The 21413-nt window shown below is 68.8% G+C and carries 22 protein-coding genes; 10 read left to right on the top strand and 12 right to left on the bottom strand.

Annotation, left to right across the window (positions count from 1 at the left end; genetic code table 11):
- Window positions 1–4: 4 nt before the first annotated feature.
- From Q1K70_RS19235 to Q1K70_RS19195, 9 genes are all read right to left on the bottom strand, one after another.
- On the bottom strand, window positions 5–1612 hold the full coding sequence (locus tag Q1K70_RS19235) for a sigma 54-interacting transcriptional regulator (RefSeq protein WP_300163311.1): 1608 nt from the start codon (window positions 1610–1612) through the stop codon (window positions 5–7).
- Window positions 1609–2211 carry an indolepyruvate oxidoreductase subunit beta gene (locus Q1K70_RS19230; protein WP_300163309.1) on the bottom strand — a complete coding sequence of 201 codons (603 nt, stop codon included), beginning with the start codon at window positions 2209–2211 and terminating at the stop codon, window positions 1609–1611. The genes Q1K70_RS19235 and Q1K70_RS19230 overlap by 4 nt, the downstream gene beginning before the upstream one ends.
- Window positions 2208–4049 (bottom strand): indolepyruvate ferredoxin oxidoreductase subunit alpha, encoded by a 1842-nt coding sequence (iorA, locus tag Q1K70_RS19225; RefSeq protein ID WP_300163306.1) that lies wholly within the window; start codon window positions 4047–4049, stop codon window positions 2208–2210. Before iorA ends, Q1K70_RS19230 begins: the two co-directional genes overlap by 4 nt.
- Window positions 4050–4212: 163 nt before the next feature.
- Window positions 4213–4869 (bottom strand): hypothetical protein, encoded by a 657-nt coding sequence (locus tag Q1K70_RS19220; RefSeq protein ID WP_300163303.1) that lies wholly within the window; start codon window positions 4867–4869, stop codon window positions 4213–4215.
- Between the two features lie 119 nt (window positions 4870–4988).
- Entirely contained in the window at window positions 4989–6434 is a 1446-nt protein-coding gene (locus tag Q1K70_RS19215; RefSeq protein WP_300163299.1) for a hypothetical protein, read from the bottom strand.
- A gap of 377 nt (window positions 6435–6811) precedes the next feature.
- Window positions 6812–7804: a chemotaxis protein gene (locus tag Q1K70_RS19210; RefSeq protein ID WP_300163297.1), complete on the bottom strand. Its 993-nt coding sequence runs from the start codon at window positions 7802–7804 to the stop codon at window positions 6812–6814.
- Between the two features lie 28 nt (window positions 7805–7832).
- A complete protein-coding gene (gene ispH / locus Q1K70_RS19205) occupies window positions 7833–8696 on the bottom strand; it encodes a 4-hydroxy-3-methylbut-2-enyl diphosphate reductase (RefSeq protein ID WP_300163293.1) in 864 nt (287 codons plus the stop codon).
- Entirely contained in the window at window positions 8693–9676 is a 984-nt protein-coding gene (locus tag Q1K70_RS19200; RefSeq protein ID WP_300163290.1) for a tRNA-dihydrouridine synthase family protein, read from the bottom strand. Before Q1K70_RS19200 ends, ispH begins: the two co-directional genes overlap by 4 nt.
- 183 nt (window positions 9677–9859) lie before the next feature.
- Entirely contained in the window at window positions 9860–10003 is a 144-nt protein-coding gene (locus Q1K70_RS19195) for a DUF3096 domain-containing protein (protein ID WP_300163287.1), read from the bottom strand.
- A gap of 495 nt (window positions 10004–10498) precedes the next feature.
- On the opposite strand from Q1K70_RS19195, the gene nhaA reads away from it, so the two are divergent.
- Window positions 10499–11854 carry a Na+/H+ antiporter NhaA gene (gene nhaA / locus Q1K70_RS19190; protein ID WP_300163284.1) on the top strand — a complete coding sequence of 452 codons (1356 nt, stop codon included), beginning with the start codon at window positions 10499–10501 and terminating at the stop codon, window positions 11852–11854.
- A 174-nt stretch (window positions 11855–12028) separates the two neighbouring features.
- Here nhaA and Q1K70_RS19185 read toward each other — a convergent pair whose 3' ends face one another.
- Window positions 12029–12793 carry a DUF364 domain-containing protein gene (locus tag Q1K70_RS19185; RefSeq protein ID WP_300163281.1) on the bottom strand — a complete coding sequence of 255 codons (765 nt, stop codon included), beginning with the start codon at window positions 12791–12793 and terminating at the stop codon, window positions 12029–12031.
- A gap of 229 nt (window positions 12794–13022) precedes the next feature.
- Between Q1K70_RS19185 and Q1K70_RS19180 the strand changes: the two genes are divergently transcribed.
- The 9 genes from Q1K70_RS19180 (at window position 13023) to Q1K70_RS19140 (ending at window position 20034) form a co-directional block, all read left to right on the top strand.
- On the top strand, window positions 13023–13934 hold the full coding sequence (locus tag Q1K70_RS19180) for an ADP-ribosylglycohydrolase family protein (protein WP_300163278.1): 912 nt from the start codon (window positions 13023–13025) through the stop codon (window positions 13932–13934).
- Between the two features lie 114 nt (window positions 13935–14048).
- Complete coding sequence (locus Q1K70_RS19175) at window positions 14049–14336, top strand: hypothetical protein (protein WP_300163275.1); 288 nt, start codon at window positions 14049–14051, stop codon at window positions 14334–14336.
- 38 nt (window positions 14337–14374) lie between these two features.
- A complete protein-coding gene (locus tag Q1K70_RS19170) occupies window positions 14375–14578 on the top strand; it encodes a hypothetical protein (RefSeq protein WP_300163272.1) in 204 nt (67 codons plus the stop codon).
- Window positions 14579–14668: 90 nt separating this feature from the next.
- Complete coding sequence (locus Q1K70_RS19165; protein WP_300163270.1) at window positions 14669–15799, top strand: acyltransferase; 1131 nt, start codon at window positions 14669–14671, stop codon at window positions 15797–15799.
- A 150-nt stretch (window positions 15800–15949) separates the two neighbouring features.
- Entirely contained in the window at window positions 15950–16315 is a 366-nt protein-coding gene (locus tag Q1K70_RS19160; protein WP_300163267.1) for a response regulator, read from the top strand.
- A 140-nt stretch (window positions 16316–16455) separates the two neighbouring features.
- Window positions 16456–17217: an ABC transporter ATP-binding protein gene (locus Q1K70_RS19155; RefSeq protein WP_300163264.1), complete on the top strand. Its 762-nt coding sequence runs from the start codon at window positions 16456–16458 to the stop codon at window positions 17215–17217.
- Window positions 17218–17233: 16 nt separating this feature from the next.
- Window positions 17234–18391: a SufD family Fe-S cluster assembly protein gene (locus tag Q1K70_RS19150; RefSeq protein ID WP_300163261.1), complete on the top strand. Its 1158-nt coding sequence runs from the start codon at window positions 17234–17236 to the stop codon at window positions 18389–18391.
- Between the two features lie 263 nt (window positions 18392–18654).
- Complete coding sequence (locus Q1K70_RS19145) at window positions 18655–19269, top strand: DUF2087 domain-containing protein (RefSeq protein WP_300163258.1); 615 nt, start codon at window positions 18655–18657, stop codon at window positions 19267–19269.
- 93 nt (window positions 19270–19362) lie between these two features.
- Complete coding sequence (locus Q1K70_RS19140) at window positions 19363–20034, top strand: NlpC/P60 family protein (protein WP_300163255.1); 672 nt, start codon at window positions 19363–19365, stop codon at window positions 20032–20034.
- A gap of 7 nt (window positions 20035–20041) precedes the next feature.
- On the opposite strand, the gene Q1K70_RS19135 is transcribed toward Q1K70_RS19140, so the two are convergent.
- On the bottom strand, window positions 20042–20512 hold the full coding sequence (locus Q1K70_RS19135; RefSeq protein ID WP_300163252.1) for a hypothetical protein: 471 nt from the start codon (window positions 20510–20512) through the stop codon (window positions 20042–20044).
- Window positions 20513–20535: 23 nt separating this feature from the next.
- Window positions 20536–21381 carry a DnaJ domain-containing protein gene (locus Q1K70_RS19130; protein WP_300163249.1) on the bottom strand — a complete coding sequence of 282 codons (846 nt, stop codon included), beginning with the start codon at window positions 21379–21381 and terminating at the stop codon, window positions 20536–20538.
- Window positions 21382–21413: the final 32 nt, after the last annotated feature.

Here is a 21413-nt window from a genome sequence, read left to right as displayed (position 1 = left end):
GAAATCAGCCGCGGCGGCCGGGCGTGAAGCGCTTGGGATCGATGCCGTACTTCTTGACCTTGTAGTTGACCACCCGGTAGCTCTCACGCAGGTTGCGCGCCGCCTGGTACATGTTGCCTCGGGCCTTTTTCAGGGCCTCGACCAACAGTTCCTGCTCGAAGGTGGCCACGGCGTCGCCAAAGGAAAGCGAGGGTTCCGTGCCCGAGGATTCGCCGGTCTGCAGGGTCGGCGGCAGGTGGTAGGTGCGCACCACGGCCTCGTCGCACACCAGGGCCGCCCGCTCCATGCAGCTCAAGAGTTCTCTGACGTTTCCCGGCCAATGGTACTGATTGAGCAGGTCGATGGCCGGCGTGGAGATGCGGCGCACGGTCTTGCCGGTACGTTTCGAGAAGTCGTCGAGAAAGCGCTCGGCCAGGGGCAGGATGTCGCCGGTGCGGTCGCGAAGGGGCGGCACGAAGAGCGAAAAAACGCCCAGGGCGTAGTAGAGGTCTTCCAGGAAGTCGCCCCTGGCCAGGGCGTCCTCCAGGGAGGCGCGGCTGGCGGCCACGACCCGGGCGTCCACGGAAACCGGCGTGTCGCCGCCGGCCCGCTGCATGGCTCCTTCCTGGATGACGCGCAGCACCTGTTCCTGGGCGGCCAGGGGCAGCTCGTCGATGTCGTCCAGGAAGACCACGCCGCCCTGGGCCAGCTCGAAGATGCCCCGGCGGGAGCGGGTGGCCTTGGCGCGTTCGCCCTTCTGCACGCCGCAAAGCGCCTCCAGGGCAGCCTCTTCCGGCATCTCGCCGCAGCCCAGGCGCAGGAAAGGGCGGTGGCGGCGATTGCCCTGGGCGTGGAGAAAGCGGGCCAGGGCTTCCTTGCCCGTGCCTTCCTCGCCGCGCAGGAGCACCGGCGCGCCGGCGTCGGCCGCCTGGGCGATCTGGCGCAGGAGCAGGCGCATGCTCTTGGACACGGCCACCGGCGGCGGGGCCAGGGATTCGGCCAAAGCCTCGGCTTCGGGCGAAACCGGCGTCTCGGCGGCGAGTTGGGGCGCGGGACGGCGGCGCGAACGGGCCAGTTCGTCCCGCAGGCGCAGGGCCGCGTTGCCGATCATGGCCCCGGCCACGACCAGGAATTCCCGGTGGGCCTCCAGAAAGACCATGGGGGCCTTGGGCAGATCGACGCTGAGCGCCCCGACCACGCCCGATCCGGCCACGGGCGCGAAGCCCTCCACCTGGCCGTCGGGCTCGGGGATGGTCACGGGCACGCAGATATAGGACAGGGTGGCCAGTTCCTGGGGCGGCCGGCCGAGGAAGTCGGGGTGGTCCTTGACGTCCTGGAGCACCAGGGAGCGCCTGGAGCCGATGACTTGGCCCGTGGACAGGGGGGCGGGCCCGTAGAGGTGGTCCAGGCCCTGCTCCTTGCCGTGAGAGAGCAGGATGCGCGCCCCGGCCTGGGGCAGGTCATGGATCTCCAGGCTGGCCCGACGGTAGCCCAGGGTCTCGACCAGGATGGCCAGGGACTCCTCCAGGCCGCGGCGCACGGCGCGGCCCGGCCCGGTGGTCGCTGCGATGCGCGAAAGCGCCCCGTAAAAGGCCGGGCCCGCGCTGTCGAAGGTCGTAAGCGGATCGATCACGCCGCCTGTCCTGTTGCGGCCGCCTGGGCGCCCAGCTCCAGGGCCTTGAGGTTGAGCGGCACGATCTTGGGCTTGAGGTATTTCTCCACCGAGCGCACGAGCGCCGCCACGTCGAAGGGCAGCGCACCGCTGGCCGCGGCCGCGCCGAGGAGCACGATGTTGGCGGCCTTGGCCGTGCCGGCCTGTTCGGCCAGGCTGATGGCCGGCACCATGACGATGCCGGCGGCGAAGCCCCGGGCCGTGTCCAAAACGGCCTCGAGCGGCGGGTAGCATTCCCGGCCCAGGCACACGCCCACGGGCTGGACGGCCTCGGCGTTGCTGACGATAAATCCCCCGCGCCGCAGCATCGGCAGGGCGCGAAGGGTTTCCAGCAGTTCGAAGCCGAGCAGCACGTCGGCCTCGCCGGCCGAGATGCGGGCGCTTTTGTAGCCGCCGACGAGCAGCGTCGATTCGACCACGCCGCCGCGCTGGGCCATGCCGTGGATCTCGCCCGAGGTGACGGGCAGGCCCGCGTCCAGGGCGGTGCGGGCGAGCAGCGTGGTGGCGGTCAGGGTTCCCTGGCCGCCGACGCCGGTGAGGAAGATGCGGGCGCGGTTCATCGGGCCTCCTTCTTGCCGGGCTTGATGGCGGCGGAAAGCTGCACGCAGTACATGCAGCCGTCGCACTGTTCGGCGTTGATGGTGAAGACGCCGGCCTCCATGGCGAAGGCCGGGCAGGCCAGGTTGTCCCGCACGGCCAGGCAGGATTCGGGGTCGCCGGCCACCCGGGCGGGCAGGGTCTTCTTGGCCTGGCCCACGCGCCGGGCGTGGATGGGGCAGGGGTACTCGGCCACGAGGACGCGGGGGCCGCGCTGGCCGGCGAAGGCCTGAAGCGCCGCCACGGTGGCCTTGTGGTTGAGGGGGTTGACCTTGACCGGCTCGATGCCGCAGGCCCGGATCAGGGCCATGAGGTCCACCGGGTTGGGATTTTCGCCGAAGATGGTGGTATCCACCCCGGGGTTGGGCTGGTGGCCGGTCATGGCCGTGGTGCGGTTGTCAAGGATCACCACCAGGATGTCGTGGTCGTAGGCCACGGCGTCGATGAGCCCGGTGATGCCGGAATGAAAGAAGGTCGAGTCGCCGATGAACGCCACCACCGGCTTGCCCGAGGCCCGGGCGAAGCCCGCGCCCGTGGAGATGGACGAGCCCATGCACAGGAGGAAGTCGGCGGCCCGGAAGGGCGGCAGAAAGCCCAGGGTGTAGCAGCCGATGTCCGAGGAGTAGACGGCCTCGTCGCCGAAGACCTCGCGCACGGCGTAGTAGGCGGCCCGGTGGGGGCAGCCGGCGCAGAGGTTGGGCGGCCGGCGGGGCAGGTCGCCGGGCACGGCCAGGGTGTCGGCCGCGGGCGCGGGCCGGCCGAGGACCGCGTCGACCGCCGCCCGGACGTTGGCCGTGGCATATTCGCCGTTTCGCGGCAGATGTTCGCCCTTGCCGACGATGGCGACCTCGATGCCGCGCTTTTGGGCCAGGGCGCGCAGGTCGTTTTCGAGCACGGGCTCGAGCTCCTCGACCACGACCACGGTGCGGCATTTGGCCAGAAAGGCGGCGATGCGCTCCTCGGGCAGGGGGTAGGTCATGCCGAGTTCGAGCACCCGCACGGTCCCTTCCAGGCCGTCCTCGGCCAGGACGTCGCTCAGGTAGTTGCGGGCCACGCCCGAGCTGACGAAGCCGATCTCGCCCTGGCCGCGCTCGACGTTATGGGGCGAGGTCTCGGCCACGGCCCGGGCCTTTTCGAGCACGCCGAGCAGGCGCTGGTGCATGGGCCGGGCCGAGGCCGGCAGGGGCACGTACTTGGCGGGATTTTTCACGAAGGGCTTTTCCGCGACGTCGCTCGGCAGCTCTGCGGCGGTCACCGGGCCGCGTACATGGTTGACGCGGGTGGTGGTGCGCAGCATGACCGGCGTTTCGAGCTCCCGGGAAAGGAGCAATGCGTCGCGGGCCATGTCCTTGCATTCCTGGGCCGTGGCCGGCTCGAAGCAGGGCAGGCCGCCCAGGCGCGCGTAGATGCGGTTGTCCTGCTCGTTTTGCGACGAGTGGCAGCCGGGATCGTCGGCGGAAAGGAGCACCAGCCCGCCCGGGGCCGAGACGTAGGCCAGGGTCATGAGCGGGTCGGCGGCCACGTTGACGCCGACGTGCTTCATGGTCACGAGGCAGGCAAGTCCGGCCAGGGTCGCGCCGCCGGCCACTTCCAGGGCGACCTTCTCGTTGACGGAATATTCGAAGTAGTAGGGCGCGCCCTGGGAAAGCCGGAAAAAGGTGTCCGGCACTTCCGAGGACGGCGTCCCGGGATAGCAGGTCACGAAGCGGACGCCGCCTTCCAACGCCCCCCTGACGATGGCCTCGTTGCCGAGCAGCAGCAGGGTTTCCCCGGCCGTTGCGGTCAATAGCTCCTTGCCCACGAAGAACCTCCGACAAAAATAGTGACGCCCCATGGCGTCCGGGCGACCGCGCCGGCGGCGGGGGCGTCAGCCGACCCGCCGCCGGCGCGGCGATTCCATCGCGTCCCGGGGGCGTCGCCGTCCGGGAGCGCGGTTTTTTTCCAAGCGCCGAAACGCGACGGCCTCAGCCGTTGCCCTTGGCGGCCTTGCTCTTGATGTCGACGATACGGGCGTCGATGTACGCGGCGTTTTGCACGTTGCCGGCGGCCTTCATCCGCTCGAAGGCGGCCAGGGCCTTTTGCCACTGCCCGGCGGCCTCGGCGGCCACGGCCAGTTGGCGGTCCACGGTCATGGAGAAGGCCTTGGGCGCGGAAACGGACAGCGCCTCGAGCACCTCCACGGCCTTGGCGTCCTGGCCGGCCTTGGACAGGGCGGCGGCGTAGCCGATGCCGGCCACGGTCTTCATGCCGGCCGGGGCGGTCTTGGAGACGGCGTCCCAGGCGGCGGCGGCCTTGGCGAAATCGTTCAGCTCCAGGGCGGTCTGGGCGGCGGCCAGCCAGACGCCGTCGCGGGCGGCCCCGGGAGCGGTCTTGGCCAGGGTCTCCAGGGCGGCCAGACGTTCGGCCCCGGCCTTGGTCAGAAGGATCGTGCCCAGTTCGTTCTCGGCCTTGGTCACCTGGCTTTTCTGGTACACGCCGTACAGGGCGTAGCCGCCGGCCACGGCCACCACGACCAGCACGCCGGCCAGGGTCTGCTTCCAGTGACGCAGGGGCATCTGCAGGATTGAAGCGATGTCGGCCGGAGCGGTCCGGGGGGACTGCGACGAATTGGTGTCGGTCATGAAGAAACGCCTCCAAAGCGCATGGGGAATACGTGAAAAAGAGCGCCACAGATAAGCACAAAGCCCGGGATGTGTCAAAAGGAGGACCGCCGCACGACGTTCGGCGGCGTGCCGGCCGGTCAGCCCCGGCCGGCCTGGGGCGCGGCTTCCAGGGCGACATGGGCCGCGCCCACCAGGCCGGCCACGGCCGAGGCTTCTTCGATGAGCGTCAGCTCGAGCGCTTCGAGGTCGAGCCCGTGCCCCGCGGCGAAAGCGGCGAACCCGGCGGCCATGACCCGGAAGGTCGCGGCGTCGAGCCGGCTCGTGCGCGAGCCCAGGAGCCGGATCGTGGCCAGGGGCCGGTCGCGGTGCAACTCGTGGGCGAACATGGCCAGGTGCGCGCCCAGGATGCCGTAAACGTGCTCGGCGTCCTGGCGCAGCAGGGGAAGGTCCGCGTCCAGAGCGTCGCGGAAGAACGCCGGGGCCTCGTCGATGCCCAGGCCGTATTTCCCGAGCAGCCCGAGCTCGTGGGCCACGGCGGCCGCGCCGTAGTGCGAGAGGTAGGGTCTGATGGAAGAAAAGAGCCTGCCCGTGTCGTTTGGCGGCGCAAAGCGCGTGACCAGCCAGCCGTATTCGTGGAACCCCGGCGCGGCCCGGCCCGAGGCGTCCAGGCGGTGGACGGCGGGGGAGCTGCCCAGGCGCACCGACAGCATGTCGCCGACCGGCGCGCCGCCGTGGCGGTGGGCGAAGACGGCCTGGGCCAGGCCGTCGTTGAGTACGTCGAACGGACCTCCCGGAGCCACGTCGCCGCAAAAGCGCGCCAGGGCGGTGGCGGCCTCCCCGGCCGGACAATCTTCGGGGAAAAGGCCGTAGCCCGGCACGGCGAGGACCTTGCCGCGATACGTCGTGGCCGCGAGGCTTATGGCCAGGGCGTCGATTCCGGGCCGCGCCTCGCGGGCGAGGCTTCGGGCCTCATCCCGCACGGCGGCGAGGATGGCGGCGAGGCTCGCTTCCTCGCCGCAGGGCGCGCTTTTGCGGCGGGTGAGGCCTTCCAGGGAAAAACGGCCCTCGCCGTCGACGCGCACCAGGGCCAGGCTCGTCAGGTGCTGGCCGATGTTGACGGCCAGTACCAGCCCGGGGCGCGGCGCGGGCGGCGGCGTACCCATGGGGACCGGGGGCTCGCGGCCTGGGGCCGGGGCGTTGCCGGGGGCGGCCTCCAGGCGGAAGTCCCGGCCGAAAACCTGCCGGGACAAGCCGCGCAAAAAGCCGAAGGGCATGTCGGAAAAGGGGCGCAGGCGCATGAAGAGCAGCCGGTGCGCCTCGTCGCGCAGCCGCTCGGCAAGCACCCCGTTTTCGGAAAAGAGCGTGACCGAGGCGGCCCCGTGCACGCACAGGACGTTGTTGATCAGGGCCGCGACGTAGAGGGCGCTTGACCGGGCCTCCCGGGCGTCGGCGGGCCAGGCCGCCCGGATGATGCGGCGAAGCGGCGGCGCGGCGCCGCGGTCGAAAAAAAGCGTGACCGGCAGGGAGCGTCGCGGCGGCAGGGCGACGAAACGGCGATGCCATAGGGCCAGATAGGGCGGCATGGCCTGTTCCGGAAGGGAAGGCCGGTGGGGTCCGTCTGAGGGCATCCGAAACGCCTTGCCTGGGGTGGACGCGCGGGAGAGGCGCGGCAACGGGCCTTTGCGCCAGAACGGCCGGACGCGGACCCGCAAGCAAGTGTCGGAGGGGAAAGACGATCGGTTACAGTGTGGAAAGACATATCGCGCCGGCAATGCCCCAGGAAGGCCGGGCGGCGAAAAGTCGCGCCAGGGGCGCGGACGGAACGGGAACGGGGGGAGGTCAAGGGAGCGAAGCGCAGGTCGCGCGGGGGTGTCGCGGCAAGGGAAGCGGTCGCCGGGGCGCGCCGCGACGCTTGTGCGGACGTCGCGGCGCGAAGCCGGAAGGCCTCCCGGTCGGGGGATCAGGCGGCGGTCTGTGCGCCGCCGCCCTTTTGTTCGATGAGCGCCTTGGCCCGCATGGCCAGTTGGGACACGTCGGGCTTGGAAATCTGGTCGTCGGCGCCCACGGCCTCGCCTTTGTGGCGCAGCTTGTCGGTAATAAGCGACGAGAAGAGGATCACGGGCAGGGTCTTGAGGACCGGGTCCTCCTTGATCCGCTTGGTCAGGTTGTGCCCGTCCATGGCCGGCATCTCGATGTCGGCCACCATGACGTGGACGTAGTCGGACAACGGGCGGTGCTCGGCCTCGGAGTTGGACTTGATCTGCATGAGCAGCTCGTAGGCCTCGCGGCCGTTCTGCACGGCGGTGACGTCGAAGCCGGCCTTGTGGAGCAGGTCCTTGAGCATTTCGCGCACGAGCACCGAGTCGTCGGCCACCAGGGCGCGGTAGCGGCTGGAGGAGCTCCATTCGATGCTCATGTCCAGGCGCAGGCCGAGGTTGGGATTGAGGTCGGCCACGATCTTTTCCAGGTCGAGCAGGAAGACGATGCGGTCCTCGAGCTTGACCACGCCGGTGATGGAGTCGCCGCTCATCTTGGAGACGTAGCGGTTGGGCGGCTCCACCGCCTCCCAGCTCATGCGGTGGATGCGGGTGACGCCGGACACCAGGAACGAGGTCGTCACGTTGTTGAATTCCGTGACGATGACCTTGGGCGAATCCGTATCCTGGCGGATCTTGTCGAGCCACACGGACAGGTCCACCAGGGGAATGATGTGGTTGCGCAGGTTGAACGCGCCAAGGACGCTCGGGTGGGACACCTCGGGCATACCCGTGACCTTGGGCAGGCGGATGATCTCCAGGACCTTGGCCACGTTGACGCCGTAATAGCCCCGGTACTGGCCGGTGGCTTCCGGGGCGTCGCTTGTGAAGGAGGAAGGGGCGGGCTCGTCGATGAAGAACTCGACGATTTCCAGCTCGTTGGTGCCGGCTTCAAGGAGGATGTTGGTCTGGGCCATAGGGGGATCTCCGGGTGTCGCCTTTTCGCTAAAACGATTCCAGCACCTTCTGCACGCGGTCAATTATCGTCTTGGGGGTTGAAGCTCCGGCTGTCAAGCCGATTGTGCGCTTTCCGGCCACCATGTCCGTGGTCAACTCGTCGGCGGTCTCCACGTGGATGCAGTCCGTCCCGGCCGCCCGGGCCACTTGGGCCAGCCGCCTGGTGTTGCCCGATTCGCGCCCGCCGACCACGACCATGAAGTCCACCCGGGCGGCCAAATCCATGGCTTCCTGCTGGCGGTTCATGGTGGCGTTGCAGATGGTGGAGAGCACGGTGAGGTCGGCGTCCAGGCTGGCCTTGAGGTGGTCGCGGATGCGCAGGAACTCCTGCTCGTCCTGGGTGGTCTGGGCGGCCAGGAAATAGGCCGGACCGGGAGTCAGCTCCAGCTCCTCCAATTCGTCCATGGAGCCGAAGACACAGGCCCCGGCCGTGGCGTAGCTGAGCAGGCCTTTGACCTCCGGGTGGTCCACCTCGCCGAAAAGCAGCAGCGCCTTGCCGTGCCTGGCCTGGGAGGCGATGAGCGTCTGGGCCTTTTTCACCTTGGGGCAGGTGGCGTCGACGATGATCGCTTGGCGCGCCTTGATGGCCTGGCGCACGTGCTCCGGAATGCCGTGGGCCCGGATGACCACCGTGGCCCCGGGCGGGATGTCCACCGGGTCGTTGACCACGCGCACGCCCCGGGCGGCGTATTCCTCCAACACCTGCGGATTGTGGATGATGGGACCGAAGGTGAGGATGGGGCTGCCCGGCGAGGCGGCTTCTCCCGGATCGGCGAGGAGGGAGGTCAGCTTCTTGAGCGCCAGGTCCACCCCCATGCAGAAGCCGGCGGTCTGGGCGCGGAGCAGTTTCATGCGTGTTCTCCGGGTGCGGCGGCCAGGGCCTCGGCCGCGTCGATGATGGCGTCGAGTTCGTTCCAGGATGTACAGTGACAAAGCCTGTCCCGCAAGGCGCGGCAGCCCGGCAGTTCACGCAGGTAGCGGGGCACGGCCGTGCGCATGCGAAGCAGGGCCCGCTTGTCGTCGGCATGTTCCCGGCACAGGGCGGCGTGACGGCGGATGACGTCGCAAAGGGGCGGCAGGGGAAGGGCCGGCAGGCCGCGCGAGGCGCGCAGACCGTTGGCGTGGCGGGTGAAGACGCGCGGGTCGGCCAGCGCCCCCCGGGCGTACATGACCCCGGCCGCGCCCGTGTCCGACAGGCGCGACAGGGCGTCGGTCTCGGTCATGAGGTCGCCGCTGGCCAGCACCGGCAAGGGTGAGGCGGCGACGAAGGCCGCCAGGCTCGCCGCGTCGGCCGCGCCGGAAAAACCCTGGCTGGCGTGGCGGGGATGGAGCGTGAGCCAGGCCGCGCCCGCCTCGGCCAGGCGCGGGGCCAGGTCAAGGGCCGTGAACTCCGGCGGCTTCGGGCCAAGGCGCAGTTTGACCCCGACCCGGCCCGGGCCGGCGGCCGCGGCCATGGCTGCAGCACAGTCGAGGAGGCGTTCGGGGTCGCCGAGCAGGGCCGCGCCGGAGCCGGTCTTGACCACCTTGCGCACGGAACAGCCGCAGTTGAGGTCGAAATACGCATGTCCCGCCTCGGCCAGTTCCCGCACGGCCCGACCCAGATAGCCGGGATCGGCTCCGAAGAGCTGCACCACCAGCGGCGCGTCGTCGGGATGGCTGGCCAGCAGCCGCCTGGTGTTGCGCGAATCGTGGAAAAGGCCCTTGGCGCTGACCATCTCGGTCACGGCCACGGCCGCCCCGAATTCCCGGCACAGCAACCGGAAGGGCAGGTCGGAAAAGCCGGCCAGGGGCGCGAGCCACGGCGCGTCGGGGGAGATGGGAAGAGAAGGCATCGGGAAAATCCTCGGCGGCATGTACTCCAAGCCGGAGCCGGGGGCAACGGGCCAGGCTCCCGGGGCTCCGGCCGACGAGGGCTTGAAGCCGCGCCCGCGAAGGCGCGGCGGCATCGTCGCGGGCGACGCCATGTCGCCGCGTGCACGCTTCGCCCCTGGGGCGTCGCTTCGTGTGGGCGCGGCCTAGAGCCTGCCGTGAACCAGGCCCAGGATGCCGACCGCGATCAGGTAGATGGCCACGATGAGGTTGAGCAGGCGCGGCATGATGAGGATCAGGATGCCGGCGATGAGCGCGATGAGCGGTTGCAGTGAAACGACCATCTGCATGGGGCCTCCTCTGGCGCGCTGCCGCCGTCGGGGCTGTTTTCCGGCCGGTCCAAAAGACGTTGTCCGGCCGGCCGTGCCCGGATCGCGGCGCCAAGCGCCCATGTTAAGCAAAATGGACACGTTTTGGGGGTACGCAAGGCCCTGGGCGCGGAAAGCCGTCGTTTTCCCCGACACGGACGCGAGGTCGGCAGCGAGGCCGGCCGCCTCGCCTGGAGTCGTGGCCGTCATGGAAGCGCCTGGAAACGGATCGGAAAGAAAAAGCGGTCGCCGCTTTCTGTTGCGTCGTCGTCGCGGCATGCTCCTCGCCGGGAAGGGACAGCCTGCAAATCGATATTTTGGGCAGCCCCATGGAGAGGCCGCGACCGGTTTTTCTTGCGATGAGGCACTGCGTGCGATATACAATGGGAAAAGCGGACGCTGCCGTCGCCTTGAAGGCGCTGCAAGAAACGCGACTTCGAGCCTTCCCCGGCATCGCACGCACTATACAGGAACGACATGCAACAAACCAGCGGCGCTTCGCGCGCCCCCTTCATCGAACAGGCCCTGGCCCCCTTCATCAGGTTCAGCCATGTGGAGGCCTCGGGCGGCATCGTGCTCATCGCCTGCACCCTGGTCGCCCTCGTCTGGGCCAATTCCCCCTACGCTCCGGCCTACGCCGCCTTGTGGGACACGCCGGTGACCGTGGGCTTCGGCGAAATGGTCTTGTCCAAGACGCTTTTGCACTGGATCAACGACGGGCTTATGGCCATCTTCTTTTTCACCGTGGGGCTGGAGATCAAGCGCGAGATCCTGGTCGGCGAGCTCAACACCCTCGGCCAGGCCCTCCTGCCCGTGGCCGCGGCCGTGGGCGGCATGGTCGTGCCGGCGGCCATCTACGCCGCCGTCAATCACGGCCTGCCCTCCCTCTCGGGTTGGGGCGTGCCCATGGCCACGGACATCGCCTTCGCGCTGGGCATTCTGTCGCTTCTCGGCGACCGCGTGCCGGCCGGGCTCAAGATCTTCCTGGCCGCCGTGGCCATCGTGGACGACATCGGCGCGGTGCTGGTCATCGCCGTCTTCTACAGCGGCGACATCTCGCTTTTCTCGCTCTTCCTGGGAGCGGGCATGCTGCTTTGCATGCTGGCGGCCAACGCCATGGGCGTGCGCCATCCGGTCGTCTACCTGCTGCTTGGCGCGGTGCTGTGGCTGGCTTTTCTCAAGTCCGGCGTGCACGCCACCATCGCTGGCGTTGTGGCGGCCATGGCCATCCCGGCCCGCACGCGCCTGCCGGCCGGGGCCTTCGCGGTCAGGGTCCGCCGGCTGCTCGACAGCTTCGAGAGGGCCGACAGCGACGGCGGGCCGCTTTTGGCCAACAAGGCGCAGATCGCCGCCCTGGAGGAGATCGAGACGGCCTGCCGCAAGGCCGGCGCGCCGCTGTCGCGCATCGAGCACGCCCTGCACCCCTTCGTGGCCTACGCCGTCATGCCGGTCTTCGCCCTGGCCAATGCCGGCGTGGCTCTTGGCGGCGAGGCCGGGGGGATCCTGGGCGAGCCCGTGGCCCTGGGCATCGTGCTGGGGCTCGTGGTCGGCAAATTCGTGGGCATCTTCGGGGTCTGCCTGGCCATGTTTCGGCTCGGCTGGGCGAGTCTGCCCGAAGGGGCGCGGCTGCGGCACTACGCCGGCGTGGCCTGCCTGGCCGGCATCGGCTTCACCATGTCCATCTTCATCGCCGGGCTGGCGTTCGGCGAGCAGGGCCACCTGGTCGCCACGGCCAAGCTGGCGGTTCTGGCCGCGTCCACGGCGGCGGGGCTCATCGGCTACGTCGTGCTGCGCCTGGTCGGAGGCGGCGAGACGCCGGGCCGCGTCTCCTAGCCCGTCGATCGGGTAAGGTTGCCCGGGCATGTCCGGCCCGCGCCTGGGACCTCGTCGCCCGCGCTGCCCGCGCCTGGCGCTTCGAATGGTCAGCCTCGTTTCGTCCCCCCTTGCGGGGTGGTCCAGGAGGGGCCCCGGCCCCTCCTGGCCGCCGGAGGCATTTTCCCACGCTTGTTATACGTCGAGCCCCGGCCGGGCCCAGGCGGTCTGGCGCACGCCGTCGAGCCCCTTGAAGCACTTGCCGGCGCGGATGCCGGCCAGGGCCGCCTCCGGGTCGGGCACGGCGCAGCCGGCCAGCACGTCGATGCCGCAGGCGAAAAGCGACGGGGCAAAGGGCGTGGTCGGGCCGAGCATGACCACGAAGGCGTCCTCGCGGCAATATTTGAGGATGTCCGCCAGGGTGTGGTTGACGAGCGTCGTGCCCGTCACGGCCACCACGTCCGCCAGGGGCAGCACCTCCGGGGCCTTGGAGGCGTCCACGTCCCCGGGCTGGGGCCGCTTCTCCAGCACCCACAGGGTCGCGCACGCCCGGCGCAGTTCCTCGACGAAGGGAAAATGGCCGACCACGGCCGCCTTCCTGCCCCGGCACCGGGAGACCATGATCTCCTGGCCGGGGTGGTCGGTGCCGTCCGTCGGCGGCGCAAGCAGGGCGTTGACCGCGGCCATGGCCAGGCTGGCGGCGTCGGTGCCGGACACGCCGGGTTCGACCAGGCTGGCGGCCAGGGCCCCGGCGCTCGCCGGCAGCGTTTCCCGGGAGGGGCTCAGTCGCTGCAGTCCCGGTGCGATGTGGGAGACGAGGGAGGCCAGGCCGCAGAACCGACCCGACACGGCGGCCAGGCAGGTTCCCACGGTGACGTCCGTCGCGGGCGCGTCCGGGACGGCCCGGACATCGTCCACGATGGCCCGCAGGATGTCATTTTGCGCGAGCGTTTTTCGCATGACGGCTCCTTTGTAGGATGTTGCGGAGCTGACCGGCGCATGCACGACGTCGGCGCGGGCAAGATATTGTTTCCATGGAATATTGTAAAGGATCACGCCTGGTCCGGCCGCTGTCCCGGCGGGCGTGTCGCGGCGAATCCATGCTCTTTTTGCGACACGGCTCCTTCTGCGCCCTTGGATATTTCCGACAGGCATGGTATGGTGTTGCGACTGTTCCACCGGAGGGACCATGTCCGCAAAGGCCCATGCCATGGTGTTGGCGTCGTTTATAGGCGATGCCTTGGCGCTTGGACCGCACTGGGAATACGACGTCGCCGCCCTGCGCCGCCGTTTCGGCGAGGTGGACGGGTACGTCGCACCCTCGGACGACGGCTATCATGCCGGGAAAAAAGCCGGCGACCAGACCCACTACGGCGACCAGACCCTGCTGTTGCTGCGTTCCCTGGCCGAGCGGGGCGGCTTCGACCTCGAGGATTTCGCCGAGAAATGGATCGGGCGCATGCGCTCCTACGACGGCTACATCGACGGCGCAACCCGCATGACGTTGCGGATCTTCGATTTCGGCGAAGGGCCCGAACAGTCCGGCTCCAATTCCAACGACCTGGCCGGGGCCAGCCGCGTCGCGCCCCTGGTCTGCGCGCTGTGGCACGACCTCCCGGCCCTGGTGGCGGCGGCGCGCGCCCAGACCAAGATGACCCACAACCACGCCCAGGTGATCGAGGCGGCGGAATTCTTCGCCCGCGCCGCCTGGGGGACCCTGGCCGGCAAACCCGCCCGCCGCGCCCTGGAGGAGGCGGCCGAGGCCGGCTACGGCAGCGCCCCCGTCGACCGCTGGCTGGCGGCCGGACTGGACTCGGCCGGCGAGGACACCGTGGCGGCCATCGGCCGTTTCGGACGCACCTGCCGCATCGACGAGGCCATGCCCGGGGTGATCCACCTGATCGCGCGCCACGAACACGACCTGCGGGCCTGCCTGATCCAAAACGTCATGGCCGGCGGCGACAGCGCCGCCCGGGGCATGCTCGCCGGCATGGTCTGCGGCGCTTCCCTCGAGCCTGCGGCCCTGCCCGAGCCGTGGCTGGCCGGGCTGCGCGCCCGTGAGGCCATCGAAGGCGATCTGCGCGCCCTCGTCCGTTCCTGAGCCGGGTTTTACACCGGCGGTCTTGTCATGTATGACCGTGGCACCGTGCCAAACCTGCCCGCCGCCAGGCGGGCCAGACGGCCGCGCCCGTGGGCGGCCAAGGGGAGGAGTGACATGGAAAGCATCAAGGCGTCGCTGCCCGACCTGATCCAGACCCGGATCGAGGACTTGGTCAACGGCCAGACCACGGACGAGGAGATGGCCGCGCACATCGAGGAGCTCGGCTGCCGCATCGCCGCCCTGGAGGCCCTGGCCGACGACGGGGAGGCCGAACAGGCCAGGCAACTGGCCGAGGACGTCCAGCGCCTGTGCGAGCGCATCCGCCGGGACTACGTCGCCATCGCCTACCGCCAGGGGCTGGTGGACGGCCTGCGCGTGGACAAGCTCGTCGCCGGCGAATAGCGCGCCTCGCGCCGGCCGGAAAAGACACTGGGAGAGTCATGGTCGCCAAGGACATCAAGGACGTGGCGCACTGCGTCTACATGATCGACCTCGTCCTGCGCGAGATCATGAGTTCGCCCCACATCGCCGACAAGGCCCACGCCACCCAGTGCATCATCGACAGCTTCGTGCGCATCCTGCGCGAGGAGGGCTACGCCGTCACCGACGCCCGCCTCAAGAAGATGCTCGCCTACGCCCATTGATTCCGCGCGCCGTCCGTGGCACAGGGGGCGCGCCGGCTTGCGCCGCGCCACGGTGTGGTCCCTTTTCGTGAAAGCCCAGGAGTCGTATTCGTGAACGCCGCCCCCAAACCGGCCTGGATGCTCGGGCCGGCCCGCGATCCTATCGATCGCGAAGTATCCAAGCGCATCGACGTGCTGCGCATCATCCTCATCGGTCTCATCGTCCTGGCCCACGGGGCCAGGGGCATCACCGTGCGCGTGCCCGCCACCGGCCCCGTGGCCGGCTGGATGGTCGAGGTGCTCAACGGACACGTGGATTTCGTGGCCGTGCCGCTTTTTTTCGCCATCTCCGGCTTCCTGTTCCTGCGCAAGTTCGAGCCGGGCCTGGCCAGCTACGCCGAGATGCTGCGCAAAAAGACCGCGTCCGTGCTCGTCCCCTATCTGCTCTTCAACATCGGCCTGGCTGCCTGGTTCTATTTCGTGGGCAGCATCGAGATGATGGGTTCCTGGGGCTTTCTCGAGCAGGAAGGCGTGGCGGTGAAGACCCTGGGTCTTGGCACCACGCCCATCAACTACCCCCTGTGGTTCCTGCGCGATCTGTACGTGGTCTTCCTCCTCTCGCCAGTGCTCCTGCTTTTTTTCAAGGAAGCGCCCGCCGTGGGCCTGATCGCACTTTTTTGCCTCTGGGTCGGGGTGGAGCCGGCGCCGTATTCCTATTACGGCGATTTCTTCATGTTCTATTTCGGCGGCTTCCTGGCCCGCACCCGGTTCCCCCTCCAAGGAGTGTCGTGGTGGCAGCGGTGGGGAACGGTCCTTTTCGTGCTCCTGACCGCGACGCTCGCGGCGCACAAGTCCCTGGGCATCACCGACGAGCACGCCAGGCTCTTTCTTTTCAAGTGCAACCTGGTTCTGGGGCTGGCCTGCTTCTGGCGTGTTTCGGCCATTCCCTTCGTGCGCGAGAGCCGGCTGCTCCACCGTATGGCCCACCACAGCTTTTTCATCTACCTCGCCCACGAACCCACGGTGTCCATCCTCCAGACCCGCCTGCTTTCGGTCTGGACCCCCGTGGGCAACGCCGAGCAGATCGCTTTCTACTGGCTGACGGGGTTGTCGGTCATCGTCCTTTTGTGGCTGGTGGGCGAGGCGTCGTCGCGGCTCGTGCCCCGGGTCTACGCCCTGGCCACGGGCGCGCGCCTTCCCGCCCGCCGCGGGCCTGTCGCTCCAGCCAGAGCCCATGGATGATTAGCTTTCCTGCTTTACGGTAAAACAAGCCGTTGGAAAGACGGCGAAGATCCACGTCAGGAGGAAAAAGTCTTTCATTATAAGCAGGAAACCTATAATGTCGGTCAGGCACGAAAGATGCTGCGACGTGACCCGGAGGTATTGCCGCCCATGTTGCATATCCTGCTCGCCGAAGACGACGCCAATCACGCCACTCTGGCCCGTCAGGCCCTGGAAGGCGACGGCCACCTGATCACCATCGCCCCGGACGGGCGGGCAGCCCTGGCCGCCCTGGCCGGCCAGGCCTTCGACCTCATCCTCCTCGACATGCGCCTGCCCGACGTCGACGGCCGGGAAGTCATCGACCGCGTCCGCAGCGGCCTCGTCCGGCGCGACATCCCCATCGTCGTGCTCACGGGCTACGGCCTGCGCCAGCACCTGGACTTCTTTTCCCGCCACGGCGTGCGCGACTATCTGGCCAAGCCCTACGACTGCGACGAACTGGCCACCATCGTCCGCGCCTACGACCACAACTGAAGCTTTCGCACGCGCGGCCGGGACGAACGCCCGGCCGCGCCCTCCCGTCCATTCATGCCGCTCCAGTGGACTTCGCCGGGGTTTTTCCGTAGAGCCCTGGCGGTAACCCGCGCCCATGGGCGTGAAAAAGCGAGGGGAGCATGCTTCGCATCGAAGACCTGCATGTCAAAATCGGCGACCGCGAGGTGCTAAACGGCATCAACCTGCACATCGCCGAAAACGAGACGTTCATCCTGTTTGGCCCCAACGGCTCGGGCAAGACCACTTTGCTCATGACCCTCATGGGCTTTGGCAACTACGAAATCACCGGCGGCCGCATCCTCTTTCGCGGCCACGACATCACCCACGCCCCCATCTACGAGCGGGCGCGCCTGGGCATCGGCATGTCCTTCCAGCGTCCGCCCACCATCCACGGCCTCAAGACGCGTCACCTGGTGCGCATGTGCGCCCGGGGCCGAGACCTCGACGTGGAAGGGCTGGCGCAGAAGGTCAACATGGACGAGTTCCTGGAGCGCGACATCAACGCCGGCTTTTCCGGCGGCGAGATCAAGCGCTCGGAACTGCTCCAGCTCATGGCCCAGCAGCCCTACCTGCTGCTCTTCGACGAGCCGGAGTCCGGCGTGGACCTGGAAAACATGAAGCTCATCGGCACGACCGTGCGCGAGGTGCTCTCCGGGGGCATCGAGCCCAGGCCCGAGACCAGCATGAAGCAGCAGCGCGTACGCAAGCGGCCCGTCTCGGGGCTCATCATCACCCACACCGGCTACATCCTCGAATACGTCAACGCCGACCGGGGCCAGGTGCTCTACAACGGCCACCTGTGCTGCGAGGCCAATCCCCGCGACATCCTGGACCACATCAGCCAATACGGCTACCAGGAATGCGTGCGTTGCCTCAATTAGCCAAGGGAGCCATTTCATGGATAAAATCGATCTGCACGACTTCCGTTTCAGCGGCTCCCAGCTGGGCGAGATCCCGGATCTGCGCCAACTCGACCCGGCGGACAAGGCCGAGATGCTCATGTCCGGCGTGGACGTGGAGGAGCGCGAGCGCGCCGGCACCTACCTCCAGGTGGACCACGGCCGGGTGCACTGCAAGAGCATCCAGCCCGGCGTCGAGATCCTGGACATCAAGGACGCGCTGAAGAAATACGACGGCCTGCCCGGCTACTTCTGGACGCAGGTGGACAAGGACAAGGACGAGTTCACCCGCTCGGCCGCCGAGAACCTCCACGGCGGCTATTTCGTGCGCACGGAGAAGGGGGCCAAGATCGCCGACCCGGTGCAGTCGTGCCTGTTCCTCAAGGGCGACATGGTCGGCCAGAACGTCCACAACGTGGTCATCGTGGAGGACGATTCCGAGCTGCACATCATTACCGGCTGCTCGGTGGCCCACGGCTCCAAGGGCGCGGCCCATCTCGGCATTTCCGAATTCTTCGTCGGCAAGAACGCCAAGCTCACCTTCACCATGATCCACAACTGGGCCGATACCACGGTTGTGCGGCCGCGCACCGGCGGCGTGGTGGACGAAGGGGGCGTGTTCGTCAACAACTACGTGCTGCTCAAGCCCGTCAAGGACCTCCAGTCCTACCCGGCCATCCGCCTCAACGGCCGGGGAGCGGTGGCGCGGTTCAATTCCGTCATCGTCGCGCCCAAGGGCTCCCACGTGGACTCCGGCAGCCGCATCGAGCTCAACGCGCCGGACACGCGCGGCGAGATCATCTCGCGCACCATCGCCTCGGGCGGCACCATCGTGGCCCGGGGGTTCATCGGCGGCAATTCCGTGCCGGCCAAGGGTCACCTGGAATGCAAGGGCCTCATCCTCGGCGGCGGAGTCATCCACGCCATCCCCGAGCTGCTCGGCTCCGTGGACGGGGTGGAGCTTTCCCACGAGGCGGCCGTGGGCAAGATCGCCCAGGAGGAGATCGAGTACCTCATGGCGCGCGGCCTCGACGAGGAGGAAGCCACCTCCACCATCGTGCGGGGCTTTCTCAACGTGGACATCATGGGCCTGCCCAAGGAACTCCAGGACGTCATCGAAAAGACCATCTCCGAGTCGGAGAAGGACATGTTCTAGACGGCCAAATCACCGGTCATGCACGACGCCGCAGCCGGCACAGGGCTGCGGCGTCCTTTTTTCTCCCGGCGGCTGTTGCCAAAGGAAGAGGCTTGCGGTATTCCCCGCCCCGGTCGGCAGTTCACCCAGGCGTCGCCGCCCCGGGAGGGGAGCTAAACCTGCCACGTTTCCCATTTCCACGCAGACACCTTGTCCCGTGCCGCGTCGGAAGCCGGCGACCACCGATATCCTTCAAGGAAAAGGCACGCTTAGAGGGATAAGCGATGTCAAGAGTTCCTTTGCCCTTGGCCGTTGACGACATCACGGCCTTCGCCCGCTCCTTGCGCGCCCGCCTGACCGAGGCGCAGGCCGCGCCGAGCCACCTCCAGATGCTCAACTGGCTGGCCAAGGCCGCCGGCTACAAGAACTTCCAGCACTTCCGGGCTGTGGCCAGGCCGGATCTGGCGGCGCGGGCCGTCCCGGCCGAAACCGCCGTGACGTCGGCGCCGCCTTCCACGCCCGAACCTGTGAACGAAACCCGGCTCAAGCGGCTGGTGCGGCTATACGACGCCGAAGGCCGCCTGACGCTCTGGCCGTCCAAGCGAGGGATGCAGCTCGCCTGCCTGTGGACCATGTGGGCGGCCATCCCCAGCCGCGAGGTCTTCGACGAGCCGGGCGTGACCCGGATTCTGGCTGGGGCGCACCTGTTCGGCGACCCGGTGCTGCTGCGCCGGGAGTTGTGCGACCTGGGCCTTTTGTGGCGCACCCCGGACTGCCGGACCTACCGCCGCGTGGAACGCAAGCCGCCGGCCGAGGCCCTGGAGCTTTTGCGCCGGGTCGCGAGCGTCCGCGCCGGAGAGAAGGGGGGCGCGGCCGTGTTCCCGGCCGGCCGGGCTTAAGGAAAAACGCAAGACCGCCCGCCGGGACGCGAGCCGGGCGGGCGGTCTTGTTCCATGTTGTCCGTCCCGCGCCGATGTGCCATCACAGGCGGTATGAAGGCGAAAACGCAGTCCACGCCCCTCTGGCGGGCGCTTCTCGTGCCGGTTGTCCTTTTGGCCTTGGCCGCACCCGCCCGGGCGAGCCGGCCCGGCGCGATCCCGCCGGCCGCTCTGACGGCGGATTTTTCGGCCCGCGACAGGCTTCCCCAATCCCCGGAACCCCAGTCGCGCTGGTATGTCGGACGAGGCGCGAAATCCTGGGGACCGCGCGCCGCCGACTATCCGCCGCCGGTCCCGCCGGCCGGCTACGATCCCGTCCAGTGGCGACGCGAGCGTGTGGCGGCGACGGCGCTGCGTTATGTGGGACTGCCCTATCGCCATCACCACATTCCGGCCTACGATCCGCCGGGCGTGGGCCTGGGCCTCGACTGCTCCAACTTCACATCCTGGGTCTACAATTACGGCCTCGGCATCCGCTTCACCTCGGCCATCCGCGCCCAGGCCGACGGCCCGAGGGCTCCGGGGCGACGGCTCGCTGCGGATGAACCTTTCGCCGTGGGCGACCTCCTCTTTATCACCACGAAAGACGGCTCGCGCGTGTCCCACGTGGTCGTCTGGCTGGGCGAGGGCAGGATCATCGATTCCCACGGCCAGGGGGTGGCCGTGCGGCGCTTCGCAGGCTGGTATCGGGACTGCTTCCACCATGCCAGGCGGGTGATCGAATGAACGGCCGTCAGGGGCGTGCGAGCTCGAAGTAATCGGTCCGGTCGATGTCCGGGAATTCGAACAGCACGGGCGTGCACGTCCCTTCCCGGATGAGGCGCAGTCGGCAGGGAAAGACCTTGCCCGGCGCGATGCCGTATTTGGCGACGAAGCGCGGTCCGGGCGGCATGCCGTTGACCAGCGTCAGGCCGTGGACGGCGTCGGGCCGGTAGAGCGGTTCGCCGGCGATGGGCGCGCCTGGCGTGAAAACGAAGGTCACGGCCAGGCGCGGGTAGGGCGTGGGCGCGCCTTCCGTCGGCGAGGCGGCCCGCCAGGGCGCGACCGAAACGATCACGGCCGTGCCCGGAAAATCGTCGTAGCGGCAGGGACCGCCGACGCGCGGCCCCTTGGCGGCGGCGCTCGCCGTCGCCGGGACCAGGGCCAGGCCAGACAAGCCGGCCAGGACGCACAGGATCACGAGGGAGCGACGGGCGATGGCCATGGACGCCTCCTTGGGACGCGGTCCTATTTCGCCAGGAGCCGCAGGTACAGGTCGCCACGCATGGGGCCGATGCGCCTGCCCATGCCCCTCAGGCGGATGGGCCGGCCCACCACGAAGTCCGGCGGCAGGGTCACCTCCACCATGGTCGGCTTGGCGTTGCCCAGGCCATGGCGGATGCCCACGCGGATGCGCGTGCCGGGAAAAAGGCTCGTGGTCGGCAGGTGCACGGTCTGCTCGTCGTCGAGCTGCTTGCGGAAATAGTCCTTGAGCGAGCCCCAGAAGCCCTTGGAGATGTCCAGGGACAGGGCCTTGTCGCCCCAGTGGAAGGAGACCTTGCGCGGCCCCTTGGCCGTGACCGGGCCGGGCTTGGCCGAGGAGTTGCGTTTGACCTGCTGGTAGATGTCCTGGAACACCTGCCGGGCGAAGGGGTCCTTGAGGAGGTCCTGGAGCACCTCCTCGCGTCGGAAATAAAAGCCCCCGTCGGGGTTCTGCTGCGAGGCCTGGGTGTAGGCGGCCCGACCCTGGCGTTGGCGGTGGGCCTCGCCGGCCGTGGGCCCCGGGCGCGGGCCCGAGGCGCTTCCCGGCCCCGGCCGCGGGCCGGCGGAAGATCCGGCCGACGCGCCCGGTCCCTTGCCCGGTTGTTGCCTGGGTTCGTCGTCGCGGTCGGCCAGGAAGTGGCGCAGAAGCAGGTAGGCTTCGTTTAAGCGCTGGAATTTGCGTTTGGCCCCGGGATCGTCGGGGTGCAGGTCGGGATGGAGGCTGAAGGCCAGCTTGCGGTAGGCGGATTTGACGGCGTCGAGGTCGGCGGCGGCCGACACCCCGAGCAGGGAGCGCGCCTCGTCAAGGCGCATGGAATCCGCGTGGGCCATCTTCCTCGTCCTCTGTTTGCGCCGGCTCGGGA

The organism is Solidesulfovibrio sp. (genome assembly GCF_029978005.1).
In the GTDB taxonomy this organism is placed as follows: Bacteria; Desulfobacterota; Desulfovibrionia; order Desulfovibrionales; family Desulfovibrionaceae; genus Solidesulfovibrio.
The sequence above is the reverse complement of the archived record's forward strand: the minus strand, read 5'-3'. Positions and strand labels throughout refer to the sequence as shown.

Coding starts and splice junctions, on each gene's coding strand:
- Q1K70_RS19230 (WP_300163309.1), bottom strand. CDS start 2,211: ATGAACCGCGCCCGCATCTTCCTCACCGGCGTCGGCGGCCAGGGAACC.
- Q1K70_RS19220 (WP_300163303.1), bottom strand. CDS start 4,869: ATGACCGACACCAATTCGTCGCAGTCCCCCCGGACCGCTCCGGCCGAC.
- Q1K70_RS19215 (WP_300163299.1), bottom strand. CDS start 6,434: ATGCCGCCCTATCTGGCCCTATGGCATCGCCGTTTCGTCGCCCTGCCG.
- Q1K70_RS19210 (WP_300163297.1), bottom strand. CDS start 7,804: ATGGCCCAGACCAACATCCTCCTTGAAGCCGGCACCAACGAGCTGGAA.
- ispH (WP_300163293.1), bottom strand. CDS start 8,696: ATGAAACTGCTCCGCGCCCAGACCGCCGGCTTCTGCATGGGGGTGGAC.
- Q1K70_RS19200 (WP_300163290.1), bottom strand. CDS start 9,676: ATGCCTTCTCTTCCCATCTCCCCCGACGCGCCGTGGCTCGCGCCCCTG.
- Q1K70_RS19195 (WP_300163287.1), bottom strand. CDS start 10,003: ATGCAGATGGTCGTTTCACTGCAACCGCTCATCGCGCTCATCGCCGGC.
- nhaA (WP_300163284.1), top strand. CDS start 10,499: ATGCAACAAACCAGCGGCGCTTCGCGCGCCCCCTTCATCGAACAGGCC.
- Q1K70_RS19185 (WP_300163281.1), bottom strand. CDS start 12,793: ATGCGAAAAACGCTCGCGCAAAATGACATCCTGCGGGCCATCGTGGAC.
- Q1K70_RS19180 (WP_300163278.1), top strand. CDS start 13,023: ATGTCCGCAAAGGCCCATGCCATGGTGTTGGCGTCGTTTATAGGCGAT.
- Q1K70_RS19175 (WP_300163275.1), top strand. CDS start 14,049: ATGGAAAGCATCAAGGCGTCGCTGCCCGACCTGATCCAGACCCGGATC.
- Q1K70_RS19170 (WP_300163272.1), top strand. CDS start 14,375: ATGGTCGCCAAGGACATCAAGGACGTGGCGCACTGCGTCTACATGATC.
- Q1K70_RS19160 (WP_300163267.1), top strand. CDS start 15,950: ATGTTGCATATCCTGCTCGCCGAAGACGACGCCAATCACGCCACTCTG.
- Q1K70_RS19155 (WP_300163264.1), top strand. CDS start 16,456: ATGCTTCGCATCGAAGACCTGCATGTCAAAATCGGCGACCGCGAGGTG.
- Q1K70_RS19150 (WP_300163261.1), top strand. CDS start 17,234: ATGGATAAAATCGATCTGCACGACTTCCGTTTCAGCGGCTCCCAGCTG.
- Q1K70_RS19145 (WP_300163258.1), top strand. CDS start 18,655: ATGTCAAGAGTTCCTTTGCCCTTGGCCGTTGACGACATCACGGCCTTC.
- Q1K70_RS19140 (WP_300163255.1), top strand. CDS start 19,363: ATGAAGGCGAAAACGCAGTCCACGCCCCTCTGGCGGGCGCTTCTCGTG.
- Q1K70_RS19135 (WP_300163252.1), bottom strand. CDS start 20,512: ATGGCCATCGCCCGTCGCTCCCTCGTGATCCTGTGCGTCCTGGCCGGC.
- Q1K70_RS19130 (WP_300163249.1), bottom strand. CDS start 21,381: ATGGCCCACGCGGATTCCATGCGCCTTGACGAGGCGCGCTCCCTGCTC.